Annotated in this window: 17 protein-coding genes, 1 tRNA gene, 2 rRNA genes and 1 riboswitch; of the genes, 5 read left to right on the plus strand and 15 right to left on the minus strand. The window is 43.5% G+C overall.

From position 1 onward, the window contains the following. Positions 1-511 precede the first annotated feature (511 nt). The 5 genes from ACJA3J_RS12205 to ACJA3J_RS12225 form a co-directional block, all read right to left on the minus strand. Entirely contained in the window at positions 512-1537 is a 1026-nt protein-coding gene (locus tag ACJA3J_RS12205; protein ID WP_406944143.1) for an Ltp family lipoprotein, read from the minus strand. A 220-nt stretch (positions 1538-1757) separates the two neighbouring features. After that, positions 1758-3017 (minus strand): GntP family permease, encoded by a 1260-nt coding sequence (locus ACJA3J_RS12210; RefSeq protein ID WP_406946296.1) that lies wholly within the window; start codon positions 3015-3017, stop codon positions 1758-1760. Between the two features lie 506 nt (positions 3018-3523). Then, entirely contained in the window at positions 3524-5227 is a 1704-nt protein-coding gene (locus ACJA3J_RS12215) for a methyl-accepting chemotaxis protein (protein WP_406944144.1), read from the minus strand. Beyond that, positions 5224-6348: an ATP-grasp domain-containing protein gene (locus ACJA3J_RS12220; protein ID WP_406944145.1), complete on the minus strand. Its 1125-nt coding sequence runs from the start codon at positions 6346-6348 to the stop codon at positions 5224-5226. The genes ACJA3J_RS12215 and ACJA3J_RS12220 overlap by 4 nt, the downstream gene beginning before the upstream one ends. Positions 6349-7178: 830 nt before the next feature. After that, positions 7179-7445 (minus strand): hypothetical protein, encoded by a 267-nt coding sequence (locus ACJA3J_RS12225; protein ID WP_406944146.1) that lies wholly within the window; start codon positions 7443-7445, stop codon positions 7179-7181. A 1531-nt stretch (positions 7446-8976) separates the two neighbouring features. On the opposite strand from ACJA3J_RS12225, the gene ACJA3J_RS12230 reads away from it, so the two are divergent. From ACJA3J_RS12230 to ACJA3J_RS12240, 3 genes are all read left to right on the plus strand, one after another. Next, entirely contained in the window at positions 8977-9336 is a 360-nt protein-coding gene (locus ACJA3J_RS12230; RefSeq protein ID WP_406944147.1) for a response regulator, read from the plus strand. Positions 9337-9612: 276 nt separating this feature from the next. Continuing rightward, complete coding sequence (locus ACJA3J_RS12235) at positions 9613-9981, plus strand: response regulator (protein ID WP_406944148.1); 369 nt, start codon at positions 9613-9615, stop codon at positions 9979-9981. Between the two features lie 217 nt (positions 9982-10198). Then, positions 10199-10348, plus strand: a complete 150-nt coding sequence (locus ACJA3J_RS12240; protein WP_406944149.1) for a Spo0E family sporulation regulatory protein-aspartic acid phosphatase — start codon at positions 10199-10201, stop codon at positions 10346-10348. 369 nt (positions 10349-10717) lie between these two features. Here the strand turns inward: ACJA3J_RS12240 and ACJA3J_RS12245 are convergent, their stop codons facing one another. Genes ACJA3J_RS12245 through tenA form a run of 6 tightly spaced genes read right to left on the minus strand, consistent with a single transcriptional unit; the run spans position 10718 to position 15144 of the window. Beyond that, a complete protein-coding gene (locus tag ACJA3J_RS12245) occupies positions 10718-11737 on the minus strand; it encodes a thiazole biosynthesis adenylyltransferase ThiF (RefSeq protein WP_406944150.1) in 1020 nt (339 codons plus the stop codon). Continuing rightward, positions 11734-12501, minus strand: a complete 768-nt coding sequence (locus tag ACJA3J_RS12250; protein ID WP_406944151.1) for a thiazole synthase — start codon at positions 12499-12501, stop codon at positions 11734-11736. Before ACJA3J_RS12250 ends, ACJA3J_RS12245 begins: the two co-directional genes overlap by 4 nt. Before the next feature lie 2 nt (positions 12502-12503). Next, complete coding sequence (gene thiS / locus ACJA3J_RS12255) at positions 12504-12707, minus strand: sulfur carrier protein ThiS (RefSeq protein ID WP_406944152.1); 204 nt, start codon at positions 12705-12707, stop codon at positions 12504-12506. Next, positions 12704-13831, minus strand: coding sequence for a glycine oxidase ThiO (gene thiO, locus ACJA3J_RS12260; RefSeq protein WP_406944153.1), 1128 nt, complete (start codon positions 13829-13831; stop codon positions 12704-12706). Before thiO ends, thiS begins: the two co-directional genes overlap by 4 nt. Next, the gene (gene tenI / locus ACJA3J_RS12265) at positions 13828-14442 is read right to left on the minus strand and encodes a thiazole tautomerase TenI (protein ID WP_406944154.1); all 615 of its coding nucleotides are present in this window, start codon (positions 14440-14442) and stop codon (positions 13828-13830) included. Before tenI ends, thiO begins: the two co-directional genes overlap by 4 nt. A gap of 3 nt (positions 14443-14445) precedes the next feature. Then, positions 14446-15144, minus strand: coding sequence for a thiaminase II (tenA, locus tag ACJA3J_RS12270; RefSeq protein WP_406944155.1), 699 nt, complete (start codon positions 15142-15144; stop codon positions 14446-14448). A 156-nt stretch (positions 15145-15300) separates the two neighbouring features. Then, positions 15301-15409, minus strand: a riboswitch (TPP riboswitch). Between the two features lie 154 nt (positions 15410-15563). Here tenA and ACJA3J_RS12275 point away from each other — a divergent pair. Then, positions 15564-16379 (plus strand): YitT family protein, encoded by an 816-nt coding sequence (locus tag ACJA3J_RS12275; protein WP_406944156.1) that lies wholly within the window; start codon positions 15564-15566, stop codon positions 16377-16379. A gap of 632 nt (positions 16380-17011) precedes the next feature. Further along, positions 17012-17599 carry a restriction endonuclease gene (locus ACJA3J_RS12280; protein WP_406944157.1) on the plus strand — a complete coding sequence of 196 codons (588 nt, stop codon included), beginning with the start codon at positions 17012-17014 and terminating at the stop codon, positions 17597-17599. Between the two features lie 135 nt (positions 17600-17734). Here ACJA3J_RS12280 and ACJA3J_RS12285 read toward each other — a convergent pair whose 3' ends face one another. The 4 genes from ACJA3J_RS12285 to ACJA3J_RS12300 form a co-directional block, all read right to left on the minus strand. Next, positions 17735-18841 carry a flavin monoamine oxidase family protein gene (locus ACJA3J_RS12285; protein ID WP_406944158.1) on the minus strand — a complete coding sequence of 369 codons (1107 nt, stop codon included), beginning with the start codon at positions 18839-18841 and terminating at the stop codon, positions 17735-17737. A 689-nt stretch (positions 18842-19530) separates the two neighbouring features. Then, positions 19531-19644: ribosomal RNA gene (rrf, locus tag ACJA3J_RS12290) — 5S ribosomal RNA — on the minus strand. A gap of 57 nt (positions 19645-19701) precedes the next feature. Beyond that, positions 19702-19778: transfer RNA gene (locus ACJA3J_RS12295), tRNA-Met, on the minus strand. A 134-nt stretch (positions 19779-19912) separates the two neighbouring features. Next, positions 19913-22828, minus strand: a 23S ribosomal RNA gene (locus ACJA3J_RS12300). Between the last annotated feature and the right edge of the window lie 55 nt (positions 22829-22883).

Raw genomic sequence — 22883 nt, forward strand, 5'->3', positions numbered from 1 at the left:
AGCCATTTTTTGATGCCTTAAGTTTTCCTATAAATGCCTGGTACACTACTGTTTTTCAAAAAACTCCCTAATCTTAGGGAGCTTTTTGAAAGAGAAGCGTATCACTTTATCCAAGCATCTACTTCTTTCCGGTAAAATGCCCGTTGAATGCAAGCAGTTCTTAGAAAAAACAGCTTCTTCCCCTCTCCTTCTTTTCAGCACCTTCTCCACCGTAGAAGAAGAAAAGAGCTCATTTCCCACCGTCCAGCCTCATCCTTCAAAAGAATTTCACCCTATTTCAAATAAAGATAGACCCGGAGGATATTCAATACACAATAAACAGGGTCATCCTCCACATCATCTTAAACAAACCTCATAGTCATTCATGATCGCATCCAGGTATTCTTTTTGTGGAATGACAGGAAACACTTCACGAATCCGTCTTACGAAGAGCACACATCCTTTTTTACATAAAGGATTGTCACAAGGGCAGCTGAATCTAATTGATGGTGCCTGCCCCTTCCACCTTCGATTACAATCCCACTTGACTGGCCGCGTACGCTGCATGTTCTTGGCTGAAGCCTTCGAAAACCAATTGATCGATCAAACCCTGTCTTGAAAAAGCCATAAAATCAAGATACTCCTCAGCCTTGATCACCGCTTGTTCCTGCCAATCCACCGAAATATGTTCTACACCATAGGTGGCATCTTCTGTACTGAACCCCTCAAACTCCAATTGATCGATCAAACCTGACTTCGAGAATGCCATGAAACTAAGATAGTGCTCAGCCATAGCTACCGCCTGCTTTTGAGAAACGGTTACGCTGTCTTCTTTAGCTTTACGCTCTTCCTCCTCCTTTGCTTTCTGTTCTGCTTCCTCTTTAGCCTTACGCTCCTCTTCTTCTTTCTTCTTTTGCTCCTCAGCTTCTTTGGCTTCCTGATCTTTTTGAGCTTTTTCCCTAGCTTCCCGTTCTTCTTGTTCCTTCTGGGCTTGTTCTTTAGCTTCTCGTTCTTCCAGCTCTTTCTGCGCTTGTTCCTTAGCCTCTTGTTCTTCCAGCTCTTTCTGCGCTTGTTCCTTAGCTTCTTGTTCATCCCGTTCTTTCTCTTCTTGTTCTTTAGCCTCTCGCTCTTTATCTTCCTCTTCCTGTTTCGCCTTCGCCTCAGCTTCTTTGTCTGTTATAGAAGCATTAACCTCTTCCGTGACCGGGACATCCTCGCTCATCGCTCCCGCAATAAGGACAAAGGCTAGTAATGCAAGAAGACAGCCCCCTGATTTCAAAAAGTTTCCCAGCCTGTTTCCCTTCCCTTTCACGAAGGCTAATATGAAAAAGACGACCATACCTGCTAAAGCTGTGACCATTAAAATCACTAAGAAAGTTAGAAGAGCTCCGTCCTCAGATCCTACAAACATAGCCAGGACGAAACAGGCGTACAGACACCCACCAGACTTCAGGAAGTTCCGGCGCCTGTGATCCTTCCCTTTTACAAAAGCAAAAACAGAAAAGACGATCGTTCCTGCTAACGCCAATGACATTAAAATCAGTAAGAATGCGTCCACAAATAACCTCCTCTGATTTTTATAACACCTCCTTCCAGTATATTTAGAAAAATGGGATACTTTCCTTTTTCCTTCGGGTTATGTAACCGTTCTAAAATTTAAACCGTGGTAACGCATCACCTTAAATTTTAAATGATATCCCATAACAAAAGAGCGCTTCGTGACTGAAGCGCTCTTTTATACGTATGAATTTCAGGAAGCACCCGAACCGTCCCTGCTTTTACAGCAATCCTGCATAAATAATTGTAGAAACAATCACAATGACCAATCCTATCAACGTTTCATAAGGCAGGGCTTTCAATCGTTCTTTCATTTCCATGAACAGACTATCCCGTGAAATGTGAAAGAGTGGACCGTGTGGCAAATGGTCAAAAGCAATAGCTCCCGCATTAATCATCGTGGCAGCCGCTAAAGCACTGACGCCATTTTCTAACAATATTTCTCCAAACACATTACTGGAAATCGCTGCCGAAGACGTGGCTGATGCTGTGGCGAGTGCCATAAACGAACCTGATAGAGGTGCGATGAAAGAAATGGGTAAATCAAAGGCATTTAAGCCGCTCATAATCATACTACTGAGTGAGGAATTCACGATAATGCCGGCTAAGGTACCCGTTGCGAGTATTAAAATGGATATTCCAGACATTTTTTGAAGTCCGCTCGTCATGAAAGACTTTAAATCCGTTGTTTTCCTCATGATTATGGCCCCGAAAATACCCCCTGCTGGCAATGCAATTAATGAGTCCACTTCAATATTTAATAATGGCTGTAAAGATAGGATGAAAATCGCAAACAAAGGTCCTGAAATGGCTGCTAAAAAAGAAGGTTGATTGATCTCATCTGTCTTTTCCATCTTAATTTTAGTAACCTTAGATCCCTTACTATTCAATTTTTTTGCTATAAAATAAGTACACCCTGCGCCAATGATAGCTGGCCCGATTCCAGCAAACATGACGCTCGTTAATGGGATGGAAAAGCTTTCAGCCGCTGCAATGGTATTAGGGTTCGGGGACATCACATTTCCTGCCCTGGCCCCGCATACGACAGCGATTAACACACTTAACCTGGAAACTCCGGTCCGCTTGGCGATCATCAATGCGATCGGTGCGACCGTAATGACTGCTGCTGCGATGAACACCCCTACTGCAGTTAATACTAACGCGGATACTGTAATCGCTAATAATGCCCTTGTCTCTCCCATTTTTGACACAATGGTGTTGGCAATGACGTTGGCCGCGCCAGATTCGATTAAAACGCCAACTAACACTCCAGCTGCCAGTATCCGTAGCACAGCCGGGGTCAATAATTGAGCCCCGCCGATCATGAATTCCAAGGTAGCCGCTAAACTGAGCCCGCCTACGAGGCCCCCGGCAATAGCACCTGCCATCATCGCATACGGAGGGTTAATACTCCTGAATATCAAAATAATAGTGATTGTCATTGCCACGAACACACCTAAAATACTAACCTCTGCGCCGATCATCCTCACCACTCTTTCCTGATCCATAGATGTATGTACCATAACATATATTTTTTACGTTCACCTTCCATAGATTTCTTTCTAAGTTTATTACGAAAAGTAAAGAATTTAAAAATTATAATATTAACCACAGGTGCTATACCACTACCAACCCTGTCCTATCCTTTTTTAAAATCTCCTAATTCAGATCCCAAAGACATGCTAGATATACTAAGGTTCCAATAACGGCCCATAGAAAGTTTTTGGTTAGCGCTTCAAAGAATAATGCCATTATTATCACTTGACTACAAAAGTCGTTCATACACCCCGCTTTTTTTGATTGCAGCAGCATAAAAAAGAAAGTGTCTGCCCCACCCCGTTAACACTTTAGCGAAGCAGGGTCAGAAATTTTTCATATTTATACATGCCGTATATCATTCTTTTTTTGAGATGACACAAAAAAGCAGGGCAGTAATAATTAAATCCTGCCCCACCCTTAACACCATCTTCTATTTTATTTATAATATCTATACGGTAAATTTCCTTACTTGTTCATTTAACTCATCCGCTAATTCGGACAACTGACGTGCGCTATTCGAAACCTCTTCCATAGAACTGATGCTCTGCTGAGTGGAAGCGGCCACTTGCTGGACACCCGCTGCCGACTCTTCTGAAACAGAAGCAATTTCTTCAATGGAAGTATCCATTCTTTGGCTGTTGCCAGCAATATTGGTTAAATGTGATGAAATCCCCTGTATTCTCTCTGCCATATCACTGACGGAGGTATGAATATGGCTAAAGGTCCGTCCTGTTTGCTCGATTTGTTTGGATCCCTCTTCCACTTCCTTATACCCCGCGTCTAATGCTTCAGCGACACCGCTTGATTCGGTTTTGATGTTCTCCACAATCGACGTTATATCAACGATGGAGTTGGATACTTGTTCTGCCAGTTTCCGTACTTCATCGGCGACGACCGCAAAGCCTTTGCCGTGTTCTCCAGCTCTAGCTGCTTCGATCGCTGCATTCAATGATAACAAGTTCGTTTGATCGGCGATGTTTTCGATCACTTGGACGAGCTTAGTCACTTCTTGTGATTGTTGATCCAAGCCACGAACTTTATCAACCGATTCTTTAACAATCGTGTTGATGGTGTCCATTTGGTTCACGGATTCCTGCATCATCCGCTGCCCTTCATCAGACATGGTGAGGATTTCTTTAGAGGTAGAGGAAATATTTTTACCATTCTCATTAGCCTCTTCAATTTTTTGAACAAAGTCTTTCATGATTTCGGATAAATCCGTAGAACTATCAGCTTGAGATTCAGCTCCTGAAGAAATTTCCTGCATCGTTGAAGCTACCTGCTGGCTGCCTTCTGTCACTTCGCTTGCAGCCTGCGTCAATTCCTCACTTTGAGCCGTTACCTGGTTGGATGAGCCAAGCACCCCTGCTACTAAGGAGCGCAAATTGTCAGTCATTCTATTTATCGATTCAGCGAGCTGACCAATCTCGTCTTGGCGGTTGACCTCGATATCTTCCGTTAAATCTCCATCACTCACCCGCTTGATGGACTTCAGTAGAGATGTAATCGATTTGTTTAACCTGTTACCGAAAATATAAGCGAACAAAGCTCCCAGGAGTAAAGCAACAACTAAAAAAGCAGCTAAAAACAGATTGATACTATTCTGAAGCTCATTGACGAACTGTGTACTCATATCAAGGCCAACAATCGTATCGGTACCTTCCAGAGGAAGAAAAATTGATTTGTGCACGCCCCATTCATCTTCATATATGGATGTGATGACTACTTCGTCGTTGCTGTAGGCCTGATTTTGTTCATCGGTAAAAGGAGACTCAACCATGACGTCTTCACTTCCGCTCAAACCTACGATGAAATCATTATCATTCTGTTTGGTCAATAGATAGGCATATTCAAGACGTTCTTTCCCTTCCATAAATGCGTCTAACGAATTGATCAGAGCTGAATGGTCAGCTTCAGGATTGTTGATCACGGCATTGACATCCTCGCCATCAATTGAACGAACCAATTCCTCCCCGTTCGTTTGAAGGATTTGTTCGAACTGCGGAAGTACATAATCACTAATAATATGTGCCGCAAGCAACTTCACGAACACAAAAACCAATACACCTAAGATAATAATCGGAGTGATGAAGTTCAAAAATAATTGTGACTTCAGTGACTTCTTCGGATTAAATGATTTTAATTTCTTCATTTGATGACCTCCGCCGTTTTTAAATGAATGTAGGAAGATAAATCGAGCTGTAATAATCGGTCGATTTCTTCGATATCATCTGCTTTGAAAAAGATGACGGCAAACGTACGATCTGTCGTTGATTCTATAATTCTGTATTCAAGCACCTCACTAAATTCCTTTTCCAGCAACTCGTGATTGATACCATCCACAAGGTTCATACTTATATGATTCGGTATTTCAGCACAGAAAAATCCATACAGAGATTGATCCTCACGACTAATAATCGGATTCCAATCGGGCTTGCTATCCAAATAATAACTCTCTGAAGCATTAATCCCATAAGCATGGTAGCTGACATCCGTCGTACCGATGCCAGCAAAACGAAGCGGGTTCATTTCGATTGGAACCATCCCTTTAACGGAATGCCGCATCTCTATATGAAACGGGTAGTTTTTCAAAGATAATTTTGTATTTAATTGGCGGAGATAGTCGAGGGCTTGGTCTTTCACCTCTTCAATAATCTCACTTGACGTATAATAAATACGGTCGGACGTATCCTTATCATCCATGAAACGTCTTTTCAGAATGTTTAAAATGACAGGTTCGCCTTCTTGATCGTAATAGCAATCCAAGGCGTATTCCTGCCCGTTGATCCATTCCTCTATAATGATTTGACCACTGTCTATGACACTTTCAGAATATAAATTTTTCGCTAGTAAAATATCACAATAAAGGTCCTGGACGGCTTGTTCCCAATCCTTTTCCTCTTGGACGATGTAGACTCCTATACTTCCATATCCTTTGTTCGGTTTAATAACGACCGGAAATGGAAGGGACTCCTTATTCATTTTCATTAAATCTTCTATATTTAACAATCTATAGTACAAATCCTTATTAATAGAAGCAGAGATCCTTCTGAATTCGGCTTTGTTTTTTACTAACTTCGAAGCTTTTACATTCGGATGATGATGATTATTGAACTCTAACAGTTCTAAACAGTCTTCTGAAGTCGTCAGAACTTTTGAACCCGCTTCAAGATCCAGGGGCCTTTTGTCATTCAAGTAATATATAGGGATTTGATTAAAAAGGGCTGTTTGAACTAGGACTGGTGATATGATTTTTCCATCGGTTATAAGCATAAAGTTATACCTCCTAAAAGTTATATTACGAAAATTCCTTTTGCACTCCCTATATATCGACCATGAATCTACCTTTTTTAGGGGATAGTACCAAGAACATCTATTTGAGTAAAAAAGACCTAAATACCTACAAAATAATACCATATCCTTATGTCTTATTTTTAAAATTGGAAACGGGTCTGAATCTATTTAAAGCGGAGGGGTAATAATGAGGGTATTCCAGGATTTAAAAATGACCATCTTAACAATGATGATGCTACAAAGGTAAAAATAAATGAGAAATGGCTGGAGAAGCAGGTACGCAAGAATCCCGCATGAGAGGAACAAAGGAATACACCACTCGGACTATTGAAAAGCTTCAAGGGCGTTGCTGTGGTGTTCAGTGAGGATGTGGAAGATTTCGATGTCATTGTTGAGACATAAAAAAAGAGCCCATCCTGAAAAAAGATAGGCCCATTCGTTATCGATAGTAGAAGTGAAAAAAATGAGGTTAACTATAGAAGGATTATTACATAATATGCATGATCACTTATTTTGACAAAACAGGCTCGCAAGGAGTTATATGGCGGGTAATCATCTGTTCGTGTACACTAGCCAGCAAATAAAACTATGTCTTACCAACCAAAGCAAGATAAGGATTCTGTTTCCTCAATAGTGGTCAAAAACCCTTTTTATCCTTCATAGTCAAATGTAATTGATAAAGATATGTACCTATACATAATATGAACCGGCTTACTGTGAAATAAAGCTTTGGGACTAATAAGAGCACCTTCCCCTTTGTTATTCATCCAATACAGCTCAGTCTCATTGCCTATCCGTCCAGCTATCGTTTACACCTTTCGATCTTCTTTATCCGGTGAAAGGATAATCAGCCCATATTGTTCTTTCAAAGTGTACGGTCCTTTATGTACAAGCCAATTTCCTCCACCCGTTCGTCCTATCCATAAGTAGGAAATGCACTCTCTGGTTAACCTGCATACCTCTCTGAAAGGAATCCTTTTATCAAGTTCCAGTATTAATGATCCATCTATCCTTTGAGAATACTGTCCTGATATATCTACTCTTGTTCCATTGAATTGCAGTGCGCTAAACTTCATACCATCACCCCCATTGAATAAATTAGACATAGAGGAACATTATACCAATCCAACCAGTCATGAACAATTACTCTTTTGTAAAAGATCATTGGGTCAGGTTAGGTAATGAGCTCCACTTCATTTTTCTTCATTTACATTTATGCCTTCTTGGTGATCTCGAGCCCCGTTTCAGGAGTTAATAAAACTGATCGACTCCCGCTTGAAGTTGAGTTGTTGCCATTCTGGCAGCACGCCTATCCTGAACACCCTTTATTTTCTAACTGAACCAAAAGACCATAGGGTATTAAATAGGAGTTCCATTTTGATTTGTCGTTTCCCCTACGGTTATACAAAAAAAGCAAGCCACTATTACGGCTTACTTTTTTTATTTTGCGATAGCTACATCATAAAAATGGATAGGACAAGCAGGATATAGGTTGCATAAAAACTCATTTTGATAATGGAAAAGGGGAGTTTTCAAATTTAGAAACGATCGAGACAACCATAAAGTAAGTATTAGAAATGAAAAGCGTAGCTATTAAATACAAGACCCAGCGATTTTGCTCAACTACTACAAAGATGTCACCAGTAAACCCAAATAATAGAATCGCAATGATTAAAACGGCAAGGGAAAGTCCTAATACTTTTCCACCGTTTTCCAAAACTTGTGTTGAAGATATTATTGCCGCTTTTCTTCAACTGACAATAAATCCCAAAATAATTCAAGCTGAGTGATAACAAAATGGCTAGAGCAAAATAAACTTGAATCATTATAGAAAATCCATAGGATAAAAACACATCAAATAGTATGTCCCCCACTTTTTCGAACAAAAAATAGGGGTCAATAACACCGCTAAGTTCAACAATTGAAATTCCCTATTATTAGTCACCATGATAAATTACCGGCTATTCTTTTCTATAAAATTTTCTATCGTTGCTTTTTCAATTGGAATATACTTGCTTTCGTTTTCCTTTATGGCTATGTCTTCTTTGAACACAGTGGAATTTCCATGTTCATCAAAATAAACCACTCGATCACTGTTGCATAAGGCACAGGATTTATTGTAATCCCTTTAATACTATTTATTGTGAAAAGCTGTTGGTTTTCAAGGGGTTTCAAATTGGGAAATAACAATCGAATATCCCACCTTCCCCTTCCTGTTTTTCTCTTACTTTCCCAAGCCAAAAAAAGAACCCTATACAAAATGAACCGTTCTATATATTACTATGGATATTTTTTGCACTTCTCTTTTTTTCATCAACATACCATTGATCTCCCAGCGTTCCCTTTTCAACCTAGGCTGGCTGGACGAATCATTGCGCCATATAAAATGTTGTTGTTTGTCTAGATATCGGTTGAATTCTTTGAAGTATCTGCTGGTAACATCATTGGAGCTAAACGCCCGAAAGCCATCCCCCCTTACTGGTAACTCCACGTTCACAAGTTTTTCCTATTATCAAATCCCCTGTTCTGTTATGATATGGATGGGGTGAAAATGTACATAGGTATAAAGATAGGGTTAGGGAGACCATTCGACGTAAGGAAGATCATATGCCTACAGCAATACTGGTAGATAATTCTCGAGATAAACCTAGATTAAAACAAATATTAATAAGGCATTCTTATAAAGTTTTGGCGGAAACGGAAGAATGTAAGGAAGTCCTTGCTCTGTATGATCGCTATCATCCAGATCTCGTTCTCATTGATGTTTCAATGTCCGATGGGAAAGGTTTAGAATGCTTAGAGGATTTACACAAAATGTATCCACAAGCACAGTTCATCGTTTGTTCGGAGCTCAGTGATATCCGACTCCTTGACCGGTGTGCTTCACTAGGAGTTATGGACTTCATTCAAAAACCACTCCTTCATAGACTCTCATCAGCATTAGAGAAATTAGATAATGACAACTAAATCACCCCGACTTGCCAGTGCATGATTTGCACTGGCCTTTTTTATGTATATATACGAGACCAATGTTCACAATATTGAATGTGACTCTCACATACATCCTTTACAGCTATTGCGATGAGTCACCTCTTAAATACGGCCGGAGCATTGCTCTGGCTTTTTTATATCCATCAATGTTCGATTTATTTTTCACTATACTAAGATAACTTTATTTGATAGAGTAACGTGAGGGTGAACAATAAAGGGTAGAAGAGAAAAAAAAGACGTAAGGGCGAAGGTATGATTAACGCACTAATTATTGATGATTCTTCATTTATGAGAACTTGGTTAAAAAAAGTATTAGAAATAGAATCCATTTATGTGGTCGCCGAGGCTGCGGATGGGATCGAAGGGATTATGGAGTATAAGAACCATAAACCCGACTTGGTTCTATTAGACTTTGTCTTGCCTAGGATGAATGGACTGCAAACTCTCATGCAACTAAAAAGGATTAACCCCGATGTAATGGTTATTGTCTGTTCTTCGTTAGGTGATGCATACACGATTGAGAAATTTGCGAAACACGGAGCCTATGACTTCATACAAAAACCTTATTTTGAACGTTTAGGAACAGTCATCACAAGGTTCAAATCAGATTTTATAAAGTAACCCATTTCACCCCACTGGTCAGAGAATTATTCTTTGACCTTTTTTCAATATTAACTTTGCTTTACCCTTAAGCTTTTAGCAGCTTAGACAGAGGAATTTAGTCCCTGTCACTTTTTACCTGTTTCAAACAGCCACTACAATAATCTTCAACGATAACATAAGATTGTAAAGACATGTGTTAACCTTTATTAGGTAGATTAAACACGGAGGATTACATATGGATGATATTTCATGGTTAGAAGAAAGAATAGAAGCTGTTCGACAGGAAATGTATGATGCCTATCTAAATGGAGCAGACGATGATGAAGTTTTGAAGATCTCTCAAAAGTTGGATAAACTTCTCAATCAACTACAATCATTCCTATGAGTTGTACCACTAACGTTCCTTGGTTTTATAAATGACTTGTAGAAAAAAACTGCTAATACAATGAGAGTAAAAAACAGAATGATTAGACCTAGAAAGCTGTCATTTAATAGGAATGAGTTTAATATCATAAGCCAGGCCAACCGCTCCGCTGGAATCATTGATTTCCCACACTGCGTAACTTTCATTTTGTTTCGATGCAAAAGAAAAAGTGCCGGACCCGTGCTTCGCTAAATATTAACGTTATAAGGGGTCGGCACTTTCTCCTAATCTATCTTCTCCGATCTGGAATATTCTTTTATTCTCAAAATGTATTTTTCGTATCAGTGCGTTACCTCCACTTAGGGGATCCATGCATCATAGCCATGGTTGTTATCCAAAGTACCGGTGATAAAGCGTCTTCGCTTCTGTCTCATCCTGCGTTCCATGTATCAAAGCACGACCGTCCTTAAAGAGAACCATCCTTCTATTTTCCGTTGTAAAAGAAACGAGGTATGGATTTTGTTCAACCTTCACCTTCTGTTTAGCAAGAGTTCGGGCTACCTCCTCTAAACTCCATTCTCTGCTCGCCGGAGGGCGGATTTGGACCGAATCACGCCCGCATAATACAGCCGTTTTCATCTGATGGCTGTATTTTAAAAATGGATAGGAGGGGTTCTCTCCACAAGAAGGGCAGCTTTCGTTTTTCATCCTGGATACGTTGATGGATGTATGCTGATTCTGCCACAGGTCAAAGGAAACAAGCTTCCTGCTGACGGCCCCCCAGTCCTCCACTAAAATTTTCATCGCCTCTACGGTTTGGTGAGCCACGACCATCTGCACCGCAGGACTGATAATACCAGCAGTATCACAGGTCATACCGCCACGAGGCACTTGATCCAACAGGCAGTCCAAACAAGGGGTCTCTCCCGGAAGAATGGTATAGCAGATGCCATAACTGCTCACGCATGCGCCGTAAATCCAGGGAATCTGATATTTTTGAGAAAGGTCGTTCATCATCATTCTGGCGTCAAAGTTATCGGTGGCATCGATCATGAGATCGACGCCATCCAACAACCGTTCCATTTCAGATGGCGTCGCATCCATGACGTAGGCATCGACTTTTCCGTCACTGTTCACCTCCAACAAACGTTGTTTCGCCGCAACTGCTTTTGGGAGACGGTCTTCGGCATCCCGCTCTGAGTACAATTGCTGTCTTTGGAGATTGCTCCACTCCACATAGTCACGGTCGACCACCGTTAACCGTCCGATTCCTGCGCGAACGAGGGCTTCTGCATTCCCAGTCCCAAGTGCGCCTGCTCCAAGAAGCAGCACATGTTTCTCTCTGATTTTTTTCTGGCCGGCTTCTCCAATGGGAGAGAAAAGCGTCTGTCTGGAATAGCGTTCATTCATGTCCGGCTCATTCCCTCCATCGGGCTGCTTGCTGTGGCATAGCGTTTTTTCGGAATCCTTCCAGCTTCATAACCGAGACGTCCGGCTTCGATCGCTAGTTTCATCGCTTCGGCCATCTTCACTGGATCTTCCGCTGCTGAAACAGCTGTATTTAATAACACACCGTCCGCACCAAGCTCCATCGCCTGCGCCGCATCCGCCGGCGATCCGATTCCGGCATCCACAATGACAGGCACCGTGGATTGTTCAATAATGAAACGAAGATTCTCACGGTTTATGATCCCTTGTCCAGAACCTATTGGTGAAGCCCCAGGCATAACCGCATGGGCACCCAATTCTTCCAGCCGGCGGGCAAGGACGACATCATCGGAGGTGTACGGAAGAACTGTGAAACCTTCTTTGATCAGTTCTTCCGTTGCTTTGAGCGTTTCTATAGGATCCGGCAGTAACGTCTTGTCACAGCCGATCACTTCTACTTTAATCATATCGCAAAGCCCTGAAGCTTTGGCTAATTTCGCATGTCGGACCGCTTCTTCTGCCGTTTTCGCACCCGCCGTGTTCGGGAGGAGCGTATATTTCTCTACATCAAGCTGTTCAAGGAAATTCGGCTGGCTCGGTTCGAAAATATTCATCCGCCTTACGGTAAAGGTAAGGATGTCGGTCCCTGATGCCTCCACTGCTTTCTTCTGTACATCAAAATCCGGATACTTTCCTGTACCTAACAATAAACGAGACTGAAATTCCTGGTTACCGATTTTCAACATCTTCATCCGCCTCCTACGAATTGTACTATCTCTATGATATCTCCATCCTGCACCTTGTTTTCTGATCGTGAATCCTTATCCAAGATGGTTTCATTCTGTTCAACGATGACCACCCGCTGATCCAATTGAAAATGACCCAGAAGCTCACCGATCGTATCGACTGTTTCCGGAACAGTCAGCCATTCACCATTGATTCGTAGTTTCATAGATTCACTCCTCTATGTGATAAATTCCCAGTGGTTATCCATTCCTGAGGAACATGCTTGCCTTCAATTAAATCTGCGATCACTTTTCCTGTTATCGGTGACAATAAAATACCATTGCGATAGTGACCGGTAGCAATAAAAAGTCCGGCATACTCCTGGTGCGGGCCTAGATACGGAATAGCAGCTTCCGTTTGTGGGCGAAGCCCTGTCCAAGCCGTTTCCCACTCCGCAAAAACAAGTTCAGGAACTAACTGAGTCGCTGCTTTGATTAATGGAAATAATCCGCCTAAAGTTACCGTTTCATCAAAAGTGCCAGGTCTTTCTGTCGCGCCGATCACCAGACGTCCTCCCGATTTTGGAACGATGTAACACCCTTTAGAAAAGAACGTCCCTTGAATGAGCCTGCGCTTCGTTTTCACAGAAAAACATTCACCTTTAACCGGATACATAGCCATCCCGGAATTCTGTTTACCAAGCAAATCTTCACTCCAGGCCCCACAGGCGACTACGACATGGTCGGCGCTTATGTCTTCTCGATTTTTTCTTACTCCCGTGACCTGATTTCCTTCTTTAATCAAACCTTGTACATCGGTGTACTCGAGAAGTTCTGCCCCAAGCTTTACCGCTGACATGGCAAAAGCCTTCGACAAATCGGGAGCGGACACTTGGCCATCGTTGGGGAGAAATAACGCGCCACTCAACTGAGAAGACACCGCCGGCTCTTCCCTTTGCAATTCAGCAGGCTCCAACCATCTCGCTTCCTGCCCGGGGTTTCGTTGAACTTCCCCATAGGCGATCAACTCTTCCCTTTCTCCTTCATTGGCAGCCACTTTATAAATGCCTTTTTGCTGCAGCCCAATATCAATGCCGCTATACGCTTTCAACTCTTCAGCCAGCGCCGGAAACATCGCTCGACTGGCTGTAGCGAAAGAATACAACGAATCGTTCCCGTCTTTTAGTTCCGATTGCGCGCCAAGCATGCCAGCGGCAGCTGAAGAAGCTTTGCCGGCGATTGTCTCTCGCTCAAGGAGAAGAACCTGTCGTCCACGCTTGGCCAAATGATACGCGATGGAACTGCCGATCACACCAGCACCGACAACTATCGTTTCATAATGCTTATTCATAACATCCTCCCTCCATCGATTTCCGTCCGGTAAGCCTGCGCTGCTTTCACAGGATCCTCTGCCTGTAGAATGCCGGACATGACTGCAATCCCCTGAGCTCCCGTACGAATGACATCCCCTGCCCGCTCTGGCGTTATTCCACCGATAGCAACGACCGGGCACCCGACATGTTCGATAATTTCACAGAGCGAATCCAATCCTTCCCCCGCTTTTCCAGGCTTGGAGGCGGTTGGATAGATATTTCCGTATAGGAGAAAATCCGCTCCTTCCTCTTTCGCATCTATGGCCTCTTTTAAAGAATGCACCGATTTCCCTACATTCAGGCCGGGAAAGGTTTGCTTCACTTGTGAGACCGGGAGGCTGTGATGAGTCAACTGCACCCCGAAGCATCCTGACACAGCGGCTACATCTGCCCGGTCATTGATGATAATACGCTCCATTGGAAAACCGGCGTCCGTCAGCTGTTGAATGCCAGCAAAAATTTCAGCAGCGGAGCGTTGCTTTTCTCGAATGTGGAGAAAATCGATTTCCTGCTGGACCGCACTCACTGTCTCGGTTAGTTCAGCAAACGTCTGCTTTCCTGTCGAAATCAAGTGAATGGATGGCCTCACGATTCATTCTCCTTTTCCTGCCAAGAGAGAAGTTCGCATATCAAACGGCCATTCTTCCATGATATAAGCCATTTCCCAAAACTTGTACTCATACTGACTGCTGATCACAAACAACTCTTTCATCCGCTCACGACCAGCTTCCGGTTTCAATTCCGCCAAATCATCCAGCCGCTGGATCTGCTCCTCTACAAGTGTCCGGAACCAATCCCCGCCATAGGTGCCGATCCACTCCTGATATATCGGTTCTTCCGGCTGATGATCTTTCAAGTGCTCCCCAACTTCATAATAAAGCCAATAGCACGGAAGAATCGTAGCGATAATCTCTCCCAAATCCCCGTGATAGGCTCCTCTGTACATATGGGAGGCGTACGCATACGCCGTCGGAGAAGGAGTGAACTGGTTGCGCTCCTCCTCTGTAATTCCGAGTATTTTTGAAAAGTTCTCATGAAGTTCCATCTCTGCTTCATACGTCCCTTGAGCATGAGAAGCCATACTGGCCATCGTTTTCATGTCCTCTGACTTTGCTGCCCCCATCGCCTGGACTCTGGAAAAATGGGATAAATAATAAGAATCCTGAAGAACGTAGTAGCGGAACTGGTCGAGCGATAACGTCCCTTCTCCAATCCCTTTGACAAAAGGATGATGGAAACTTGCTTCCCAAATGGGATCCACCGCTTCTCGAATCTGCTGTGAAAATTTCATGATCAATCTCTCCTTTTCCCGACGATCCACGAGCAAGGAAAAAAGGAATAAGACGCAAGCACTCTCTGCATCTATTTCCAGACACTAAAAAAACCACTATCTTCATATGCGTAAAGATAGTGGTTTCAGGTGTAAATATCTATATGTAGCTTAAGATACACGTAACCGCCACTTCCCTACGCTGGTATCAACCAGATCAGGTTCTAAGAGTCTTAAAGCTACACTTTAATCTCAGCCTTATGAGAAGGCACCCCTAGTGGATCGTCTATGTTTTTTTGCTTTCACTGATATCGTAACATGTTCTAAATCATTGTCAAAACATTCCTGAAAAAGCTAATGAAATAAAATATCATTGACTTCCAAATTCATGGCCCCTAGAATTCATTTAGTATTTTTTATAAATGAATTGGAGTGTTCTCATGAGTCGCTTGAAAAATTTAGCAATACTGTTTGCCGCCTCCATCATATTAGGAGCAGCCTTCAACCTGTTTTTGATACCCAATGAAGTCTTAACTGGTGGGGTAACCGGTCTGGCTATGGTGTTCGGTATACTTACTCCTATAAGTGCGGGGATTTGGTTAGTGGTTCTGAATGCCCCGATCTTTATTCTAGGATGGATGAAGCTGGGAAAAGAGTTTATTGCGAATAGCATATTTTCTGTCGTTGTCACCTCCATCACGATGCAATATCTCCCCGTCACTCAAGTAACAGAAGATGCCTTGTTAGCCTGTGTATTCGGAGGAGCGATTGCTGGCGGATCCATTGGTCTGATCATCAGGTTTTACGGATCCGGTGGTGGAGCTGATATTATCGGGCTTCTCCTCACTTTGAAGCGTGATATCCCGCTAGGAGTATTGATTTTTGCTATCAATAGTGTGGTTGTTTTTATCTCCGGGTTTGTTTTTTCATGGGAATTAGCTTTGTACACCATGATATCCATTTATATTACCGGAATAGTGATCGACCGTGTTCACACCCGCCATGTGAAGCTTAGCTTAATGGTTGTCTCCGATCGTGGGGAAGAAGTGAAAAGTGAGCTGCTGGATAATTTAATACGCGGTATCACTGTCATGTACGGTCAAAGTGGGTATTCAAACACAGAACGTAAAGTGCTTTATACGGTTATTACACGTTATGAACTTGCGTTAGTGAAATCACTGATTACAAGCATAGACCCCAAAGCCTTTGTTAGTGTCAGTGAAACGGTAGAAGTCATAGGGAATTTCAGAAGATAAATTTAGACATTAAAAATGCCTGATCCCCAGCACTTTTTGAGTGGAGGGATTCAGGCATTGATATCTTATTTAAACTAAACGTATCACTATTTCCTTATCTTTCTTCCATCATTATCTTTGTACGATAACATAGCGTTAGAAGAGTTCCTGAAGCGCGGGGACGGATTTAGCGCTTCCTCAAGTACGATTCCATTCAGTAATAAGAGCGTTTGATTATGATAACATAATATCTCCCATGGATCATAAAGCAAGAATAGATTTTTGGACCTTTTCTAAGTGCATAGTGAACTTTGCTTCTGTTTTTAGAGAGGCGCTCATCATACATTTCAAATGGCGAACAATGATGTACCACTTATATGCTAAGGAATCGCACCTCTCTTCCCTTCTTTATGCGACAATCCTCTTCAACCACCTGCATTCACATAACCAATATTTTTATTACTTTCATCCATTTCGTCAAGAGTAATTCCAAAGCCGTATAATCTCCTAATCATTGGGCAACATACCATCGGATCTTATATGTAAGGTGGTTGATTATAATATTTAAATACTACATAATGCAATGGAAAAAAATACAACAATTCAAGGACTGGTCATTATCAGAGAAGGGGAAATTCATTGGAATTTCAAACTTGCTTTATTACTGTGTTGTTTGTCTATTTCCTACGGATGGAATCATATATCTTTCCTTCCTTCTTTTCTTCCTTTATTCGGTTATTTACTTAGCTTTTTTGGTCATCAAAATAATTTTGAAGAAATACAACAACTTATCCAATAACAGCAATCAATTGAATGATCTAATGGAAGAAATCGATTCAATGAGTGGTATTCAGTTTGAAACCGTCCTTTCTCACTTATTTAGAAGTGAAGGATATGATGTAAAACGAACTCCTAAGTCTCGTGATTATGGAGCAGACCTTGTCTTAAGAAAAGGATCAGATGTCATTGTAGTCCAAGCAAAAAGGTCCTCTAACCATATAGGTATATCAGCCGTAAATGAAATAGTTGGTGCTTCAGGGTATTATAAAGCCAATAAGAAGTGGGTCATAACTAATCAATTCTATACGAATGCAGCAATTGTACAAGCACATAAAAACAAAGTGAAGTTGCTGGACCGTGATGATCTTATTCTTATGTTAAGACATTACAATAAAAACTCCATTAAAAGAAAACCTATACGTAAAGATATCTCAAAAGAAAAAAACAATCTATGGCGGTAGATTGGTTTTTTTATTTATAAACATTGTCCGGTAATCTTTTAGTTTCGAATGGGGCGTTCACGAGTATAAGACAATCGGACGTTTGTTACTATGCTCCTCCAAAAAGAATCTCCTACGCGACTTTCTAATACTCATTCAAAAGTTGTTATTTAGAATATTGATTTCATTAACTGCCTTTTCAGCTGCCAGGAGGGCACCATCAAGATGGCCACCAGACTCTGAATCGGCCTCTGTACCAGCAAATATAATTTTCTTTTCCCATACCCCTGTATTCTGTGGCAGACCATAGCTCGGAAAATCTCTGAGCGGCTCTAAATCTTCCTCAGCAGCGGTTTCGGAATCTTTGGACCAATCTTTGTATAGGATCGCCCTCACGTTTTGAGCGGAGGTTCCAAAAAGCCTGACCAATTGATCGATGACCAATTGTAACACTTGATCCTCCCCCATTTCCCGGCGCGCTTTCGGTGGCATGCCGAAGAATCCAAATAATGCACCAGACCCTGTTTCAGGAGAAGCATCATGGATTTCTTGTAACGGTCCAACCCAACTTGTTGCAAATCCAGAGAGGCCTGCCTCCCTCCAAAAGGGACGATCATAGACTGCTATTGCCTTGGCTTGTCCAGCCATCCACGTAGGTTTGCTTATTAGGTCATTGATCGTATCTTGAGGTAGTGAAGGAGAAAAATCAATATGATGCGCCACCATCCGTGGTGGTAATGCTAAGATAACAGCACTTGCTGAAACTTTTTTTCTCCTTCCATCCGCAAGATCTGCTTCCACAGTAATACCCCCATCTTGATCAAGTTGAATGGCTGTAACTCGGGTTCCAAGCTCAATGAACCCGGAAGGAATCGTATCTTCTACAGCATCGATAAGAGACTGCACCCCGCCTTTGAGGCGAATTGACCTTTCATTCGAATTTTCTGGGAGCACAAAACGCTCTGGCGAAATGTTTTGGGATCGTTCTGAAAGCATCGCCCCTTTTGTGTGCTGGACGAACGTTTCTAGATTCAGTTCTTTAACAAGGTTGGTAATCGTGCTTTCATATTGCGGCCAGTACCATGTAGGGCCGAGGTCGAATTTGCCCAGATCAGGTCTATTTGGATCTGAAGTACTCAAGACCCTGCCGCCAATCCGATCTCGTGCCTCCAGCACCTTACACTCTACGCCTTGGGCAGCAAGTAGAGATGCAGCACGCAGACCGCTTAAACCAGCACCAACAATGACTACAGGATTTTTCACATTCCTTCCTCCTTTCCATGGTTTGTTAATGGTGAATATGCTTTAAAACCAAACTTTTTCACCTGATTCCAGGCTTGTTAATCGTCTTCATTTATTTATCAGATTTTGAACCATCATGTCATAATAAGTCAAGGTCCCCTGAAAATCCGGCTAATAGTTGAACTCCTTGTACAAATGCTATTATGATCTGTGGCTATGCCTTTGAACTAAATGAATCATCTATGATTCCAATTTCTTTCCCTATTCTATCCTTTTATTTACCCTTCAGACAAGCACAATAGTGAGGCCAGTCCTACTTGCTTCGGATCATAGTTCAATAATGATGTCGTGCCTGGCACCGACATACTCTTACACTAATGTGCAAATAAATACTATATGTAAGATAAAGAAAGAACCTGCTTCTCCATAAGGAAAGTAGGTTCTTTTGTTTGGTAGACTAATTATAAGCGCAGGGACGGCTCTGGACACATCGAAAGCGAACAAAAGAAAAATGAATGCAAGCCAGCTGAAATCGTTTTGCTGGTAGAAATACATACTTGCGATAAAGATAACCATAACGAAAGATATAAAGGTGACATTAATAAACAAATGGACTTGCAATAATTTTTTTACACCCTGGCTGTCCCTCCACACCAAAATGAGCATACGAAAAACCCTTCAGGAAATAAATCCTGAAGGGCTAAGGGATCATGTGGCGGCGTCCTACTCTCACGGGGGTAAACCCGACTACCATCGGCGCTGAAGAGCTTAACTGCTGTGTTCGGCATGGGAACAGGTGTGACCTCTTCGCCTTCACCACCACATCAATATAAAGTTTGAAGTAAACTCTCAAAACTAGTTTCAATGTTTTCACTTATTATTGGTTGCGGGGACAGGATTTGAACCTGTGACCTCCGGGTTATGAGCCCGACGAGCTGCCAGACTGCTCTACCCCGCGATAGTGTGGGAAAATTTTTTGCTCCCATAATATGAAAATTTATTTATTCCCATAAGTTCAGGTGAACCCTCAAAACTGGATAAGGAAACATCTTTTATTGAAAAGGAATTGCCATTCACGAATGATTAAATCAGATAGATAAGTCATCGATCCATTAGTATCCGTCAGCTCCACGTGTCACCACGCTTCCACCTCGGACCTATCAACCTCATCGTCTCTGAGGGATCTTATTTGCTTAAAGCAAAGGGAAATCTCATCTCAAGGGGGGCTTCATGCTTAGATGCTTTCAGCACTTATCCCGACCACACGTAGCTACCCAGCGATGCTCCTGGCGGAACAACTGGTACACCAGCGGTGTGTCCATCCCGGTCCTCTCGTACTAAGGACAGCTCCTTTCAAATTTCCAACGCCCACGACGGATAGGGACCGAACTGTCTCACGACGTTCTGAACCCAGCTCGCGTACCGCTTTAATGGGCGAACAGCCCAACCCTTGGGACCGACTACAGCCCCAGGATGCGATGAGCCGACATCGAGGTGCCAAACCTCCCCGTCGATGTGGACTCTTGGGGGAGATAAGCCTGTTATCCCCGGGGTAGCTTTTATCCGTTGAGCGACGGCCCTTCCATGCGGAACCGCCGGATCACTAAGCCCGACTTTCGTCCCTGCTCGACTTGTAGGTCTCGCAGTCAAGCTCCCTTGTGCCTTTACACTCTGCGAATGATTTCCAACCATTCTGAGGGAACCTTTGGGCGCCTCCGTTACCTTTTGGGAGGCGACCGCCCCAGTCAAACTGCCCACCTGACACTGTCTCCGGACCGGATCACGGTCCTGGGTTAGAATGTCCGTACAGCCAGGGTAGTATCCCACCAGCGCCTCCACCGAAGCTAGCGCTCCGGCTTCTAAGGCTCCTACCTATCCTGTACAAGCTGTACCAACATTCAATATCAGGCTACAGTAAAGCTCCACGGGGTCTTTCCGTCCTGTCGCGGGTAATGTGCATCTTCACACATAGTATAATTTCACCGGGTCTCTCGTTGAGACAGTGCCCAAGTCGTTGCACCTTTCGTGCGGGTCGGAACTTACCCGACAAGGAATTTCGCTACCTTAGGACCGTTATAGTTACGGCCGCCGTTTACTGGGGCTTCGGTTCAACGCTTCGCATAAGCTAACGCATCCCCTTAACCTTCCAGCACCGGGCAGGTGTCAGCCCCTATACTTCGCCTTACGGCTTCGCAGAGACCTGTGTTTTTGGTAAACAGTCGCTTGGGCCTTTTCACTGCGGCTCCTCGGCAGAGGAGCACCCCTTCTCCCGAAGTTACGGGGTCATTTTGCCGAGTTCCTTAACGAGAGTTCTCCCGCTCACCTTAGGATCCTCTCCTCGCCTACCTGTGTCGGTTTGCGGTACGGGCACCTCTTTCCTCACTAGAGGATTTTCTTGGCAGTGTGAACTCAGGAGCTTCGGTACTCTATTTCCCTCCCCATCACAGCTTGACGTTGCCGGACGGATTTGCCTATCCGACCGTCTCACTGCTTGGACGCGCACATCCAGTGGCGCGCTCTCCTTATCCTCCTGCGTCCCCCCGTCGTTCAAACGGAAAGGAGGTGGTACAGGAATATCAACCTGTTGTCCATCGCCTACGCCTTTCGGCCTCGGCTTAGGTCCCGACTAACCCTGAGAGGACGAGCCTTCCTCAGGAAACCTTAGGCATTCGGTGAAAGAGATTCTCACTCTTTTTTCGCTACTCATACCGGCATTCTCACTTCTAAGCGCTCCACCAGTCCTTACGGTCTGACTTCACGGCCCTTAGAACGCTCTCCTACCACTGATCATAAGATCAATCCGCAGCTTCGGTGGTGTGTTTAGCCCCGGTACATTTTCGGCGCAGAGTCACTCGACCAGTGAGCTATTACGCACTCTTTGAATGATGGCTGCTTCTAAGCCAACATCCTGGTTGTCTAAGCAACTCCACATCCTTTTCCACTTAACACACACTTTGGGACCTTAGCTGGCGGTCTGGGCTGTTTCCCTCTCGACCATGAACCTTATCACCCACGGTCTGACTCCCAGAACAAAGTCTATGGCATTCGGAGTTTGACTGAATTCGGTAACCCGATAGGGGCCCCTCGTCCAATCAGTGCTCTACCTCCATGACTTTCTATTCTGAGGCTAGCCCTAAAGCTATTTCGGAGAGAACCAGCTATCTCCGTGTTCGATTGGCATTTCACCCCTACCCACACCTCATCCCCGTAATTTTCAACTTACGTGGGTTCGGGCCTCCAGTCAGTGTTACCTGACCTTCACCCTGGACATGGGTAGATCACACGGTTTCGGGTCTACGACCGCATACTCACTCGCCCTATTCAGACTCGCTTTCGCTGCGGCTCCGCTTCTGCTGCTTAACCTCGCATACGGTCGTAACTCGCCGGTTCATTCTACAAAAGGCACGCCGTCACCCATTAACGGGCTCCGACTACTTGTAGGCACACGGTTTCAGGTTCTCTTTCACTCCCCTTCCGGGGTGCTTTTCACCTTTCCCTCACGGTACTGGTTCACTATCGGTCACTAGGGAGTATTTAGCCTTGGGAGATGGTCCTCCCGGATTCCGACGGAATTCCTCGTGTTCCGCCGTACTCAGGATCCACTCCGGAGAGAGAAAGATTTCGACTACAGGGCTGTTACCTGCTCTGGCTGACCTTTCCAGATCGATTCGCCTATCTTCCTCTTTGATAACTCCAATGGAGTGTCCTACAACCCCAGAAAGCAAGCTTTCTGGTTTGGGCTGATTCCGTTTCGCTCGCCGCTACTTGGGAAATCGCATTTGCTTTCTCTTCCTCCGGGTACTTAGATGTTTCAGTTCCCCGGGTGTGCCTGCCTATACCTATGTATTCAGTATAGGATACTGTTCCATTACGAACAGTGGGTTTCCCCATTCGGAAATCTCCGGGTCAAAGCCTACTTACGGCTCGCCGGAGCATATCGGTGTTAGTCCCGTCCTTCATCGGCTCCTAGTACCAAGGCATCCACCGTGCGCCCTTATTCACTTAACTATCTTCGTGAAAAGACGTTTACAATTTCAATTAGATGTCTTGTCATCAATTGTCT

Source organism: Halobacillus sp. SY10, from assembly GCF_045401165.1.
GTDB classification, from domain to species: Bacteria; Bacillota; Bacilli; order Bacillales; family Halobacillaceae; genus Halobacillus; species Halobacillus aidingensis.

Excerpts from the sequence above, each read along its gene's own strand:
- ACJA3J_RS12225 (WP_406944146.1), bottom strand. The coding sequence starts at position 7,445 with ATGAAGTTTAGCGCACTGCAATTCAATGGAACAAGAGTAGATATATCA.
- ACJA3J_RS12245 (WP_406944150.1), bottom strand. The coding sequence starts at position 11,737 with ATGAATGAACGCTATTCCAGACAGACGCTTTTCTCTCCCATTGGAGAA.
- thiO (WP_406944153.1), bottom strand. The coding sequence starts at position 13,831 with ATGAATAAGCATTATGAAACGATAGTTGTCGGTGCTGGTGTGATCGGC.
- ACJA3J_RS12275 (WP_406944156.1), top strand. The coding sequence starts at position 15,564 with ATGAGTCGCTTGAAAAATTTAGCAATACTGTTTGCCGCCTCCATCATA.
- ACJA3J_RS12235 (WP_406944148.1), top strand. The coding sequence starts at position 9,613 with ATGATTAACGCACTAATTATTGATGATTCTTCATTTATGAGAACTTGG.
- ACJA3J_RS12215 (WP_406944144.1), bottom strand. The coding sequence starts at position 5,227 with ATGAAGAAATTAAAATCATTTAATCCGAAGAAGTCACTGAAGTCACAA.
- ACJA3J_RS12250 (WP_406944151.1), bottom strand. The coding sequence starts at position 12,501 with ATGTTGAAAATCGGTAACCAGGAATTTCAGTCTCGTTTATTGTTAGGT.
- ACJA3J_RS12220 (WP_406944145.1), bottom strand. The coding sequence starts at position 6,348 with ATGCTTATAACCGATGGAAAAATCATATCACCAGTCCTAGTTCAAACA.
- ACJA3J_RS12240 (WP_406944149.1), top strand. The coding sequence starts at position 10,199 with ATGGATGATATTTCATGGTTAGAAGAAAGAATAGAAGCTGTTCGACAG.
- thiS (WP_406944152.1), bottom strand. The coding sequence starts at position 12,707 with ATGAAACTACGAATCAATGGTGAATGGCTGACTGTTCCGGAAACAGTC.
- ACJA3J_RS12230 (WP_406944147.1), top strand. The coding sequence starts at position 8,977 with ATGCCTACAGCAATACTGGTAGATAATTCTCGAGATAAACCTAGATTA.
- tenA (WP_406944155.1), bottom strand. The coding sequence starts at position 15,144 with ATGAAATTTTCACAGCAGATTCGAGAAGCGGTGGATCCCATTTGGGAA.